The following is a 12292-nucleotide window of genomic DNA, read 5'->3' as shown; positions in this document are numbered from 1 at the left end:
GCCGGCGGGCGGGCCCGGGGGGCCGGCCCCGCCGGTGCGATCGGTGCGGTCAGCGCAGCTTGTGCAGCAGATGGGTGCCGTGCACGAGGCGGACCGTGCCGCTGCGCGAGCGCACCACGATCGACTCGGTCTCGGCCCCGTCCGGGGTGTACCGGACGCCGCGGAGCAGGTCGCCGTCGGTGATGCCGGTCGCGATGAAGTGGGTGTTGTCGCCGGCGACGAGGTCGCCGGTGTGCAGCACCCGGGTCAGGTCGTGACCGGCGTCCAGGGCCGTGCGCCGCTCGGTGTCGTCCCGCGGGTGCAGCCGGCCCTGGATGACGCCGCCCATCGCCTTCATCGCGCAGGCGGTGATGATCCCCTCGGGCGTCCCGCCGATGCCGAGCATCAGGTCGATCCCGGTGCCCGGCCGGACCGCCGCGATCGCGGTCGCGACGTCGCCGTCGGCGAAGAGCTTGACCCGGGCTCCGGCGGCGCGCACGTCGCGGATCAGCTGCTCGTGCCGCGGCCGGTTCTGCACGCTGACCGTGACGTCGCCGGGCGTCACGCCGAGGGCCCGGGCGACCGCCCCGATGTTGTGCGCCGGCGGGGCGTCGATGTCCACCTCGCCGGCGACGGCCGCCGCGCAGACCAGCTTGTTCATGTAGAACACCGCGCTCGGGTCGTACATGCTGCCGCGGTCGGCGGCCGCCATCACCGCGATCGCGTTGGGCATCCCGTTGGCCAGGAGGGTGGTGCCGTCCACCGGGTCGACGGCGATGTCGAACTCCGGACCGGTGCCGTCGCCGACGTGCTCGCCGTTGAACAGCATCGGCGCCTCGTCCTTCTCGCCCTCGCCGATCACCACGACGCCGCGCATCGGGACCCGGGCCAGCACGTCGCGCATCGCGTCGACCGCCGCCTGGTCACCGGCCTCCTTGTCGCCCCGACCGGACCACCGGCCGGCGGCCATCGCGGCCGCCTCGGTGACCCGCATCAGGTCCAGACCCACGTTGCGGTCGGGCAATTGGTAACGGACGGGTTCGGTCATGGTGCGCATCGTGCCACCACGGTGCCGCACCGGCGCGTCCCCGGGCGGCGGCCCCGGTCCCGGGCACCCCGAAGCCCGGTGCGCATCGGGTCGCCGCGTCCATGCGGCCTCCGGCGGGCGAACCGGCGTTGCGCAACCCGGAGCGAGCGGCGCAACGCCGGTTCACCCGAGGCGCGAGGAGATCCCCCTCCGCGGTCCCGCGGCCGCCGCGGCCTTGCCGCGCGCGGCCGGGCGAACCGTCAGGCGTGCATGTCCTCCAGTTGCTTGCCCTTGGTCTCCTGCACCCACTTGCTGACGAAGATGAACGACAGCAGGGCGAAGCCGGCGTAGAGGCTGTAGGCCAGGGCCAGCGAGATGTCGGCCAGGGGCGGGAAGGTGACGGTGACGATCCAGTTCGCCACCCACTGGCCGCCGGCGGCCAGGGACAGCGCGGCCGCCCGCATCCGGTTCGGGAACATCTCGCCCAGCAGCACCCAGACCACCGGGCCCCAGGACATGCCGAACGCGACCACGAACAGGTTGGCGGCGATCAGCGCGACGATCGGCGAGGAGGATCCCAGGATCGCGGCGGACAGGTTCGGCGTGTGGTCCGCCACGTTGGCCGCGGTGCACTGGTCGGCGATCACCTGGGTGCACTCGGGAGCGGTGCCGAAGATCAACGCCATCGTGGCCAGGGTGACCGTCATGCCGACGGAACCGATCAGCAGGAGCGGTTTGCGGCCCAACCGGTCGATCGTGGCGATCGCGATCAGCGTGGTGAGGATGTTGATGGTGGCCGAGATGACGGTGATGACGAACGACTGGTCCTCGGTGAAGCCGACGGCCTCCCACAGGATGTTCGAGTAGTAGAAGATCACGTTGATGCCGACGAACTGCTGGAAGACCGACAGCAGCAGGCCGATCCACACGATGCCGGCGATCCGGCCGGTGGTCGTCGACTTCAGGTCCTTCCAGGACGGTTCGGTCTCCCGCTCCATGCTCGCCCGGATCTTCTCGATCTTGGCGTCGATGTTGCGCGGTCCGAGCAGGCCGGTCAGGACCTCCTTGGCCTCGGCGATCCGGTGCTTGGCGATCAGGTAGCGCGGGGACTCCGGAATGGTCAGGGCCAGGCCGCCGTAGAGCAGGGCCGGGATGATCATCATGAAGAACATCCAGCGCCAGGCCTCCCACCCGAACCAGAAGTCCTGGTTCGAGCCACCGGCCGCGTTGGCCAGCAGGAAGTCGACCAGCAGCGAGATGAAGATGCCGGTGACGATCGCGAGCTGCTGCAGGGACCCCAGCCGGCCGCGGATCCGGGCCGGCGCGATCTCGGCGATGTACGCGGGCGCGATGACCGAGGCCACGCCGACGCCGAGGCCGCCGAGCAGGCGGAACAGGATCAGCAGCCACAGGCTGGGCACGATCGCGCAGCCGATGGCGCTGATCGCGAAGAGCACGGCGGCCAGCCGCATGACCGACAGCCGGCCGATGTGGTCGGCCAGCCGGCCGGCCAGCAGCGCGCCGGCGGCCGCACCCAGCAGGGCGGCGGCGACGGTGAAGCCGAGTTCCAGCGCGCCGGCGTTGAAGTACTCCTGGATCGCCGAGTTCGCGCCGTTGATCACTGCGCTGTCGTAGCCGAACAGGAACCCGCCGAGCGCGGCGACCGAGGCGATCCGGACGACGCCCTTGCCCTCCTCGGTGTCGTCGTAGATCGACGCGTTCTTGTCGAAGCTGCCACCGTGCTCGCCCATGAGCTCCCCTTTCGGTGATCTTGCCGGAGCCGAGCATGCCACTCCCGCCGGTATTCGCATCTCGAGCAGCCCGATCGATGCGGCACCGTGACGGGAGCGCGACCGGGACCCGGGGCAGTTGATTACCGTGGCGCGGTGACTTCAAACGACGAACCGCTGCTCACCGGGGTCGAGGGTCGGCTGGGCCGGATCACCCTGAACCGGCCGCGGCAGATCAACGCCCTGACCATGCCCATGATCGACGGGATCCGGGCCGCCCTGGCCGCCTGGGCCGACGACCCGGCGGTCGAGCTGGTGCTCATCGACGGGGCCGGCGAGCGCGGCCTGTGCGCCGGGGCGGACATCCGGGCGCTGCGCGAGTCGGTTCTGGACGGCACGGCCGACGCGATGGAGTTCCTGGCCGACGAGTACGCGATGAACGCGGCGCTGGCCGGCTACGGCAAGCCGATCGTGGCCTACCAGCGGGGGATCACCTTCGGCGGCGGTCTCGGGGTGTCGGCCCACTGCTCGGTGCGGATCGTGACGGACAATTCCCGCCTGGCGATGCCGGAGACGCTGATCGGGCTGTGGCCCGACGTCGGCATCCTGCACCTGCTGTCCCGGGCGCCCGGCCAGCTGGGCGTGCACGCGGCGCTGATCGGGGCCCATCTGGATGCCGGCGACGCCATCCGGGCCGGGCTGGCCGATCACTTCGTGCCGGCGGCCGACCTGGACGCGGTGACCGGGTCGCTGCGGGCCGGGGTGATCCCGGCGTTCGGCCCGCCGCCGGCCGGCGCCCTGGCCGGGGCCGGGTGGGTCGACGAGTGCTACGCCGGCGACGACGCCGAGCACATCCTGGCCGCGCTGCTGGCACACCCCGACCCGGCCGCCCGCGCGGCCGGGAACGCCCTGGCCGGGATGGCGCCGACGTCGGTCAAGGTCACCCTGCGGGCCATCCGGGCGGCCCGGTCGATGACGCTGGCCCAGGTGCTGGAGCAGGATCTGCGCCTCGCCGGCCACTTCCTGGCCCGGCCGGACCTGCCCGAGGGCATCCGGGCCCAGGTGGTCGACAAGGACCGCACTCCGCGGTGGCAGCCGGCCGACCTGGCGGCGGTGACGGCGGCCGACGTGGACGCGTTCTTCGCCTGACGGCGCCGGTGACCGGCCGGGACCGGTCGTCGGCCGGGCGGTCGCCGGCGGTACGGTTCCCCGGCGGGACGGGCCGGCCATCCGGCGCCGCCGACCGGCTCGGGGGGCGGATCGGCGGCTGATCGGGGGGTGGATCAGACGGTGGCGAGCCGGACGTCCGGCAGTGCGTCCGGGGCGACCCCGTCGGCGGGCCGCAGCCGGGCGCGGCGCAGGCTGGCGTGCGATCCGTAGGTGATCTGCAGGACGACCCGTTCGGCGCCGGTGGCGTGGCCGCCGCGGTGCACGCCCAGCGTGTCGGCGAAGATGACCGTGCCGGCCGGGCCCTCGGCGGTGACCGTCCGCTCGGACCGGAACGCCTCGGCGACGTCCTCGTCCGCAAGCCGGTAGCCGCCGCCGTCGTACTCCGTGGCCATCTTGATCCGTCGGCCCTGGGGCGTGTTGGTGCCGGTCACGTAGGACATCGGACCGGCCGCCGGGGTGACGTCGGACAGGTACAGGAAGCACTTGACGATGTCGTGGTCCTCCGGGACGTCCCGGTGCCACCGCTGCGACTGCTGGGCCGGGCCGTCGGTGGGTTCGTTGACCCAGACGTTGAGGTCCTGCACCCGCAGCCGCATGCCGCAGTAGCGCTCGGCGATGCCCCGGATCTGCGGATCGAGCGCGAAGTGCAGCAGCGGGTCGTCCGGCCGCAGCTCGGGGTTCTCGCCGAGCAACTGGAACAGGTACGGCTTGAGCGGGTCGCTCTCGGGCCGGGGGCTGTCGTAGAGCTCCTGGGCCCGCTGCCGCACCCGGGCGACCAGGTCGGGATCGCCGACGACGTCGACGGCCGCCGCCGACGCGACTCCGTCGGTGATCAACCGGCCGGCGAGCGCGGCCGCGGCCGGGGACAGCTCGACGGTGTGCCGCCGGTGGTCCCGCACCGCGCCGGCGTTGAAGACATAGCGGGAAACGATCCGGTTCCGGCAGCGCACGGCCCGGTAGATCTCGTTGGCACGTCGACCGATGGTGGCTCGCATGGCAGGTATCCAAGTCTTTTTATCCGGTGCCCACCGGAGCGGACACCGCGGGCGGAGGCCTCGTTGCCCGTTCCCCCCGGGTCATGAACCATCACTGTCCGCGTCGATCACCTGATCGATGCGCTGACCACCTCACTCTAATGCACGGAGTTCGGGGCCCAGGGACGACAATCGTCACAATCGTCGTGACGCAGGGTCAACCGGCCAGCTCGGCGATCGCCGGATGTCCGGGCGCGACCCGGACGGTGGCCGCGGTGATCCCGGCCTGCTTCATGAGTTTGCGCACGTCCTCGCGCTGGTCCGGGAGCATGACGGTGATCACCCGGCCCGCCGCGCCGGCCCGCGCGGTGCGGCCGGAGCGGTGCAGGTAGGCCTTGTGTTCCACCGGCGGATCGAGGTGCACGACCAGCTCGACGTCGTCCACGTGGATGCCGCGGGCGGCGATGTCGGTGGCCACGAGCACCGTGGCCGCCCCGGAGGAGAACGCGGCGAGATTGCGCTCGCGGGCGTTCTGCGACAGGTTGCCGTGCAGATCGACCGCCGGCGTCCCGTTCTTGGTCAGCGCCGCGGCCCACTTCTTGGCCCCGTGCTTGGTCCGGGTGAACAGCAGCCGCCGGCCGGTGCCCCGCGCGAGCTCGCGGATGACGGCGGTGCGGTCGGCGCCGTCGACGGCGAAGATGTGGTGCTCCATCGCGGCGACCGGCGAGGTCGCGTCGTCGACGGCGTGCATCACGGGGTCGGTGAGGAACTCGTCGACCAGCACCGAGATGCCGTTGTCCAGGGTGGCGGAGAACAGCAGCCGTTGGCCGGTGCGGGGGGTGGCGCGAAGCAGCCGGCGCACGACCGGCAGGAAGCCCAGGTCGGCCATGTGATCGGCCTCGTCGAGCACGGTGACCTGCACCCCGCCGAGATCGCACTCGCGCTGGTTGACCAGGTCCTCCAGCCGCCCCGGGCAGGCGATGACGATGTCGACGCCCTTGCGCAGGGCCGCGGTCTGGTTGCCGTACCCGACGCCGCCGAAAACGACGACGGTGCGCAGGCCGGCCGCCTTGGCCAGCGGGTCGACGGTCCGGGCGACCTGCAGGGCGAGCTCGCGGGTGGGCAGCAGCACCAGGCCGCGCGGCCGGCCCGGGGTCCGGCGACCGCCGGCCAGCCGGGCGACCAGCGGGATGGCGAACGCGATCGTCTTGCCCGAACCGGTCTTGCCGCGGCCGAGCACGTCCCGCCCGGCCAACGTGGCGGGCAGCGTCGCGGCCTGGATCGGGAACGGGGCGACGGCGCCGAGTCCGGTCAGGGCCGGCAGGAGGGTGGTGGGCACGCCCAGGTCGGCGAAGCCGGCCACGTCGCCGGCGACCGAGGCCGCCGGGGCGACCCTGGCCGGTCCCGAGGTGGCCGGTGCCGAGGTGGCCGGTGCCGAGGTGAACGGCGCCGCGGCGGCGGGGCCGGTGATCGGGGCCCGCGTGGGCTCGGCCGGCCCGGCCGCCCGGGTCGCGGCGCGCCGGGTGCGGGTGCGGTCGCCCTGGCCGGCGGGACGGGCGGACCCGCCGTCGGTGGCGGAGGTCCCGGCCGGAGTGACCGATCCGGCGGTCGTGGGGGTGCCGGTCGCCGGGGCGGTGCCCGCGGCGCCCCGCCCGGAGCGGCGACGGCGCCGGCGGGGCCGGCCGGTCGACGGGCCGGCGGCGTGTTCGGTCGGAAGGCCGCGGTCGGCGCCGGCGGTGGGGGCGCCGGCGGCCCGGCGGGGGGCGGCACCGCGCTGGGCATCGTGCTGCGGGCGCGCGGAAGCAGAAGTACTCATCGGTGAGGGGTGGGTCCTGTCGACTCGGTGATGCGTGGGCGGCCGCGGTGCTGGCCGACTCACGGATCCGGATCCACCGGACGCGCAGTGGTGGAACGCTCGACGCGTTCACAGCAACGACCTGGGCGGGCGCAGGTGCGCTCCGTCCACCCCAGAGGGTACCCGGCCCGGCTCCGGCCGCCGTTCGATGGTCAGCAAGATCACGTCCAGCCCGACCGTCGTGACACAGCGTCACCAGTGAGGGTCAGCCGGCGGCGAGCTCCTCCACCGTGTCGGCCATCTCGGCGACGGTGTCCCGATCCGCCGGCCGGCGCACGCTCACCACGCGCGTGCCGGCGGCGAGCTGCGCGGCCCAGTCGAACAGGTCGGCCCGCAGCGCCGGCAGGCGCGCCGCGAGGCCGATGGAGTCGGTGAGGACCGTCAACCGGGGCAGCGCGACCAGCCCGGGATGGTGCTCGACCTCGACCCGGTCGGCAGCGGTCCGGCCGACCACGACGATCAGGTCGAGCGGCCGCGGCCGCAGGTCGGTGCGCAGGCCGTAGACCCGTTTGGTCCGCCCGGGCAGGGGACGGCCGAGCCCTGGATCCGCGCCCAGCCGGGCGGCCGCGGCATCGGAGAGATGGATCGGCCGGGCGTAGGGCCGGGTCATCGGCCGGCCGGACCCGGTGTCGACGGGCACGATGTCGTCACCGGCGAACGTCCAGCCGCGCCGGACCAGTTCGATAGCGGTCGTCGACTTGCCGGCCATCGACGGTCCGCCCACCGCAACGGCCTGCCCGCCCGGCGCGACGACCAGGGTGGCGTGCAGCCCGAACCGCCGTCGCTGCATCAGCAGCAGCCGCGGCGCCCACGCGTAGGCGAGGTAGTCGTCACGGAGCCGGGCCCGGTCGTCGTCGGCGCGCACCAGCACACGGTGCCCACCCTCGACGTACAGGCCGGCGGTCGGGGTGGTGACCAGCATCCGGTCCGCGTCCGCCCACCAGGCGGTGGATCCACCGCGCCCCCGGACCTGCGCGGCCCAGGGCGCCGGCAGGTCGCCGGATCCGACGGGAACGTCGAGCACCCGATGGGTCGGGCCGGGCGGAGCGGTCAACACGGCCGGGCCGGTCGTCAGCGTCATCGCGGCCCGCCCCGGCCGGTTCCGGCCGGCCGGTCGAAGACCGTCACCGGCAGGTAGGCCGCCGCCTCCCGGGCGCCGATGCAGGCCCGCCCGTCGCCGTCCACCAGCCAGGCGTGGGTGACGATCGCCTCGGGGTCGGCCGGCACGCCGAGGACGACCCGGCCCGTCCGGCCCTGCCGGCGCAGCAGCCAGGCACCGGTCAACGCACGATCCAGGCAGCTGGTCGGCGGCAGGTGGCGGGCCGCCGCACCGACCGCCCCGGTGACCGACCGGGTCGCCGGATCGACCGGGCCGGTCAGCACGCCCTCGTCGCCCGGGTGCGCCGGACGGGGGGCGCCGGCCAGGGCGCGGACCGCCCGGGTGCCGCCGAGCCGGCGCAGCAGCGACACCACGGCCAGGACGGCCATCGCGCCCGCCACCCGGAGCCGGCCTCGGGCGGTGCTCACGGGCAGGGTGCGGCGAGGGTGCCGGCCTGGAGCAGGCCGGCCCGGAGCAGGGCGTCGAGGAAGGGGTGCAGGTCGGCCGCGCAGGTCTCGCGCGGGACCGCATACCGGTCGGCCAGCTCCGCGAGCAGGTCCGCCCGGGACCGGGGCCGGTCGAGCAGGTCCCAGACGACCTCGGCGGTGCCTTCCAGAGCGTAGTAGTGCAGGTCGTCGGTCATCAGCACGCGTCGCCCGCCGGCCTGCGTCTGGATGACCCCGATCCCGTGCCGCAGCACGGGTTCATCCCCGTCGATCACGCGAAGATCATCGCACAGTGACCGAAGATGGACGCAGAGTCGCAAGTCGAGCCGATGGGCGGCCCGATACCGACGACGTCCCGCCCGACCTGATCTTGCACATACGTCAACGGAGAGTAAGGATGGTTCTACGCAGCGTCGCCGGGTGACGGCACGGCGGGTCGAGGACAGGGGGACGCATGAACGAGGGCGAGACGGAATGGTCGGCACCGGTGGTCATCGATCTCGGGTCGGTGGCGGAGTCGGCCCAGGGGTTCAACTTCGGCGTCGACGGCACCATGCAGGACGTCGTCTCGCCGTGATCGGGGACGCGACCATGCCCTCCGCGGGAGCCGACCGGAAATCGACCACGCCGCTCCGGCGCCGGTGCTCGTCGATCTGGGGTCGGTGGCGGAGTCGGCCTTGAACAGTCTGCCCGTGGGCGCGGACGGTTTCGCCGGCGAGGACCAGGGGTCCCTGTGAGCGGTGCGAGCCCGACACCTCGGCGGGCCGGCCGCGATGCCCGACGGAAGGGCTGGCTGTGAACGCGGACATGGCGCCCTGGTCGGCGCCCGTGGTGGTCGACCTGGGGTCGATGTCCGAACGCCGCGAACAGCGTGCAACGGGGAAATGACGGCACCGCCGGCGACAACTTCGCGCCCTGACGGGCTCCGGCCGCCGGCCGGAGGTGGTGACGGGGTGTCGGACCGACCCGACGGGCGGGCCTGGGAGGGTCGATCGGATGCGTGGACTGCGCTGGTGGCACGCCCCGACCGGGACGTGCCGGGACGAGGTCGGCTTCTGGCTGGCGCGGGGTGCCGCCGGCGTCGCGCCGTGTGAGCACGCGTTCGCCGCCGTGCTGCGGCGGCCCGGCGGTGCACTGATCGCCGCGACCGGCGTGTCGCGGGAAGTCGGCCTGTTCAGCCGGATCCACCACCGGGGGTGTGATCTGTCCCCGTCGCCGCGCGAACTACTGGCCGACGCCGACGAGCTGCCGGAATTGTCCGTCCCCGGCCTGATCGACCTGGTGACGCGGACGGACGCGTTGCCGGACACCCCGTTCCGGGGGGTCCGCTTCCACCCGGGCGGGATGGTGCTGCGATGGCGGCCGGGAGACCCTCAGGTGGATGAGACCACATGGGCGGCCGCGGCCTTCGATCGTCACCGGCCGGCCGGGGGCCGGCTGCGGGAGCGCGCCGTCCCGCTGATGCGGGAGGCGGTCGAGCGGGCCGTGCGCGGGTCGCTGCCGGCAGCCGGGCTGCGGTGCGCGGTGACCCTGTCCGGCGGCCTGGACTCCACCACGGTGGCCGCCCTGGCCGACGACGCACTGCCCGTCGGCGGCGAGCGGCTGCTCGCCCTGACCCACGCCCCCCGCCCGGGGACGCCCGATCCATCGGCGACGTGGCAGGCCGACGACATGCCCTATGTGCGTCCGCTGCTCGCCGATCGGCCCTGGATCGAGCACCGGGTGGCGGTGCTGCCGGAGGCCCCCCCGCTCACCCTGCTGACCGAGTGCTTCGAGCGGACCTGGCTGCCGACCCTGAACCCCGACAACATGCCCTGGCTCCTCCAACTGGCCGACCTGGCCCATGCCGGGGGCGCGGCCGTGCTGCTGACCGGTGCGTCCGGGAATGCGGGGTATTCCCGGGGGAACGCCGGGGTGCTGGCCCACGAGCTGAGCCGGGGCCGCGTCGACGTCGTCGTGCGGCAGGTGCTGGCGCGGCAGCGGGCCGGGGTGCGCGGGCCGGCGCTGGCGCGGTCGGTGGTCGGCGATCTGCTTCCGGGCCCGGTGGTCCGCCGGCGGGAGGACCGCCGCTGGGACGCCTGCCGGGCGATGGTGCCGCTGCGGGTCGGCGCGCCGGTCTCCATGCGCGGCGAGTCCCGCTTCCGGGTGTACCGGGCGATGGCCGGTCTGATGACGAACCCGGACTGGCGGATGACCGGCTGGCAGACCCTGCGCGACGACGTGTGGTGCGCCGACCCCCTCGGCTCGCTCCCCGTGGTCGCGCTGGCCCGCGCCTTGCCGCCGGCCGCGTGGTCGCCGGTCGGGGTGTCCCGGGGGCTGGCCCGCGAGGTGATGCGGGGCCTGGTGCCGGACGAGATCCGGCTCCGCACGACCCGGGGCCGGCAGGCCGCCGACGCCGTCGACCGGGTCCGCGGTCAGGAGCCGGTCCTGCTGGCCGCGCTCGATCGGTTCGAGGAGAACCCGACGATCACCCGCCTGCTGGACACCGCGGCGATGCGCCGGGCCCTGCTGGACGGCACGCTGGCCGACCCCACGCGAGCCCCGCTCTGGACCCTGACGCACGCCCGGGCGTTCGGGCTGGGCGCCTTCGTCGAGTGGTACGAGCAGCAGCGCCTGGCCCGGGGCACCGTCCGCCGAGCCGGCACGCCGCCGACGGACCTGGGGCGACCGTCCTGCGCCGTCATCCGATCCCGCGCGGGCACCCGCGCGGCTCACCTCACGGAGGACCTGTGAACGACGAAGACCCGGCCTGGTCGGCTCCGCTGCTGGTTGACCTGGGATCGGTGGCGGACGCCGCCGAGGGCATCTCGCCCTGGACCGGCGGCGACCTGAACCACCCGCTGGCGTCCTAGAGTGGGCCGAGCTTGCGCGGCCGCCATGGGGGCCGTCGGACCGGGCGCAGGCAATCGGCGACGCAGGAGCCTGATTGTTCAGCGCGGTCCTCGAGGGGTGTCCTGAAGAATCCGGCTCCTCCGTCGCCGCATTCGCCCAGGCCACCCCTCCCGTGCTCGATGGCGGCCTCGCACGCTCGGCCGACTAGAGGCGGGGCGGCTCGAGGGGCGGGGCGGCCCGCTCAGGACGTTCGGACGGGAAAGCGCCGTCAGCCGTCGACGACCGCCCCGGCGAACTGGGCGTTGTACAGCGCGGCGTAGGCGCCGTCCCGCTCCAGCAGCTGGGTGTGCGTGCCCTGCTCGACGATCGCGCCGTTCTCCATCACCAGGATCAGGTCGGCGTCCCGGATGGTCGACAGCCGGTGCGCGATGACGAAGCTGGTGCGGTCGGCCCGCAGCGCGGCCATGGCGTGCTGCACCAGGACCTCGGTGCGGGTGTCCACCGAGCTGGTCGCCTCGTCCAGGATCAGCAGCGACGGGTCGGCCAGGAACGCCCGGGCGATGGTCAGCAGCTGCTTCTCGCCGGCCGAGATGTTGCTGCCCTCGTCGTTGATCGGGGTGTCGTAGCCCTCGGGCAACGAGCGCACGAACCGGTCGACGTAGGTCGCCCGGGCGGCCTGCAGGATCTCCTCCTCGGTCGCGTCGGGGCGGCCGTAGGCGATGTTCTCCCGGATCGTGCCGGCGAACAGCCAGGTGTCCTGCAGCACCATGCCGATGCGGGACCGAAGGTCGGCCCGGGTCATCGCGGCGATGTCCACCCCGTCCAGGGTGATCCGCCCGCCGTCGAGCTCGTAGAACCGCATGATCAGGTTCACCAGCGTGGTCTTGCCCGCGCCGGTGGGCCCGACGATGGCCACCGTCTGGCCCGGGTTGGCGACCAGCGACAGATCGTCGATCAGCGGCTTGTCCGGCTCGTACCGGAACGAGACGTCCTCGAACTCCACCCGCCCCCGCGAATCGCGAACGGTCTGCGGCGACTCCGGGTCGGGCGACTGCTCGTCGGCGTCCAGGAACTCGAACACCCGCTCGGCCGACGCGACGCCGGACTGCAGCACGTTGGCCATCGAGGCCAGCTGGGTCAGCGGCTGGGTGAACTGCCGGGAGTACTGGATGAACGCCTG

At 73.8% G+C, this 12292-nt stretch carries 11 protein-coding genes and 1 pseudogene; 4 read left to right on the top strand and 8 right to left on the bottom strand.

The window, feature by feature from the left end:
* Window positions 1-49: 49 nt before the first annotated feature.
* Together glpX and ACOJUF_RS07530 are read right to left on the bottom strand one after the other, a co-directional pair.
* Window positions 50-1027, bottom strand: coding sequence for a class II fructose-bisphosphatase (gene glpX / locus ACOJUF_RS07535; protein WP_420121242.1), 978 nt, complete (start codon window positions 1025-1027; stop codon window positions 50-52).
* 239 nt (window positions 1028-1266) lie between these two features.
* On the bottom strand, window positions 1267-2757 hold the full coding sequence (locus ACOJUF_RS07530; RefSeq protein WP_420121241.1) for a sugar porter family MFS transporter: 1491 nt from the start codon (window positions 2755-2757) through the stop codon (window positions 1267-1269).
* Window positions 2758-2892: 135 nt separating this feature from the next.
* On the opposite strand from ACOJUF_RS07530, the gene ACOJUF_RS07525 reads away from it, so the two are divergent.
* Entirely contained in the window at window positions 2893-3885 is a 993-nt protein-coding gene (locus ACOJUF_RS07525; RefSeq protein ID WP_420121240.1) for an enoyl-CoA hydratase/isomerase family protein, read from the top strand.
* A 134-nt stretch (window positions 3886-4019) separates the two neighbouring features.
* Here the strand turns inward: ACOJUF_RS07525 and ACOJUF_RS07520 are convergent, their stop codons facing one another.
* From ACOJUF_RS07520 to ACOJUF_RS07500, 5 genes and pseudogenes are all read right to left on the bottom strand, one after another.
* On the bottom strand, window positions 4020-4901 hold the full coding sequence (locus ACOJUF_RS07520) for a phytanoyl-CoA dioxygenase family protein (protein ID WP_420121239.1): 882 nt from the start codon (window positions 4899-4901) through the stop codon (window positions 4020-4022).
* Window positions 4902-5100: 199 nt separating this feature from the next.
* A pseudogene (locus tag ACOJUF_RS07515) lies at window positions 5101-6243 on the bottom strand (DEAD/DEAH box helicase); the annotation flags it as partial.
* Between the two features lie 697 nt (window positions 6244-6940).
* The gene (locus tag ACOJUF_RS07510) at window positions 6941-7816 is read right to left on the bottom strand and encodes a hypothetical protein (RefSeq protein ID WP_420121238.1); all 876 of its coding nucleotides are present in this window, start codon (window positions 7814-7816) and stop codon (window positions 6941-6943) included.
* The gene (locus ACOJUF_RS07505; RefSeq protein ID WP_420121237.1) at window positions 7813-8262 is read right to left on the bottom strand and encodes a lasso peptide biosynthesis B2 protein; all 450 of its coding nucleotides are present in this window, start codon (window positions 8260-8262) and stop codon (window positions 7813-7815) included. Before ACOJUF_RS07505 ends, ACOJUF_RS07510 begins: the two co-directional genes overlap by 4 nt.
* Window positions 8259-8555, bottom strand: coding sequence for a PqqD family protein (locus ACOJUF_RS07500; protein WP_420121236.1), 297 nt, complete (start codon window positions 8553-8555; stop codon window positions 8259-8261). Before ACOJUF_RS07500 ends, ACOJUF_RS07505 begins: the two co-directional genes overlap by 4 nt.
* A gap of 179 nt (window positions 8556-8734) precedes the next feature.
* Here ACOJUF_RS07500 and ACOJUF_RS07495 point away from each other — a divergent pair, with 179 nt between their 5' ends.
* The 3 genes from ACOJUF_RS07495 to ACOJUF_RS07485 all read left to right on the top strand — a co-directional run bounded on the left by ACOJUF_RS07495 (window position 8735) and on the right by ACOJUF_RS07485 (window position 11132).
* Window positions 8735-8857 carry a hypothetical protein gene (locus ACOJUF_RS07495; protein ID WP_420121235.1) on the top strand — a complete coding sequence of 41 codons (123 nt, stop codon included), beginning with the start codon at window positions 8735-8737 and terminating at the stop codon, window positions 8855-8857.
* 419 nt (window positions 8858-9276) lie between these two features.
* A complete protein-coding gene (locus tag ACOJUF_RS07490; RefSeq protein ID WP_420121234.1) occupies window positions 9277-11013 on the top strand; it encodes an asparagine synthase-related protein in 1737 nt (578 codons plus the stop codon).
* Complete coding sequence (locus ACOJUF_RS07485) at window positions 11010-11132, top strand: hypothetical protein (RefSeq protein WP_420121233.1); 123 nt, start codon at window positions 11010-11012, stop codon at window positions 11130-11132. Before ACOJUF_RS07490 ends, ACOJUF_RS07485 begins: the two co-directional genes overlap by 4 nt.
* A 248-nt stretch (window positions 11133-11380) precedes the next feature.
* Here the strand turns inward: ACOJUF_RS07485 and ACOJUF_RS07480 are convergent.
* A partial coding sequence (locus ACOJUF_RS07480) for an ABC transporter ATP-binding protein (RefSeq protein ID WP_420121232.1) occupies window positions 11381-12292 on the bottom strand: 912 nt, incomplete at its 5' end.

This window comes from Nakamurella sp. (assembly GCF_048594475.1).
Lineage (GTDB): Bacteria > Actinomycetota > Actinomycetes > Mycobacteriales > Nakamurellaceae > Nakamurella.
The sequence above is the reverse complement of the archived record's forward strand: the minus strand, read 5'-3'. Positions and strand labels throughout refer to the sequence as shown.

Excerpts from the sequence above, each read along its gene's own strand:
- glpX (WP_420121242.1), bottom strand. The coding sequence starts at position 1,027 with ATGACCGAACCCGTCCGTTACCAATTGCCCGACCGCAACGTGGGTCTG.
- ACOJUF_RS07530 (WP_420121241.1), bottom strand. The coding sequence starts at position 2,757 with ATGGGCGAGCACGGTGGCAGCTTCGACAAGAACGCGTCGATCTACGAC.
- ACOJUF_RS07490 (WP_420121234.1), top strand. The coding sequence starts at position 9,277 with ATGCGTGGACTGCGCTGGTGGCACGCCCCGACCGGGACGTGCCGGGAC.
- ACOJUF_RS07510 (WP_420121238.1), bottom strand. The coding sequence starts at position 7,816 with ATGACGCTGACGACCGGCCCGGCCGTGTTGACCGCTCCGCCCGGCCCG.
- ACOJUF_RS07495 (WP_420121235.1), top strand. The coding sequence starts at position 8,735 with ATGAACGAGGGCGAGACGGAATGGTCGGCACCGGTGGTCATCGATCTC.
- ACOJUF_RS07520 (WP_420121239.1), bottom strand. The coding sequence starts at position 4,901 with ATGCGAGCCACCATCGGTCGACGTGCCAACGAGATCTACCGGGCCGTG.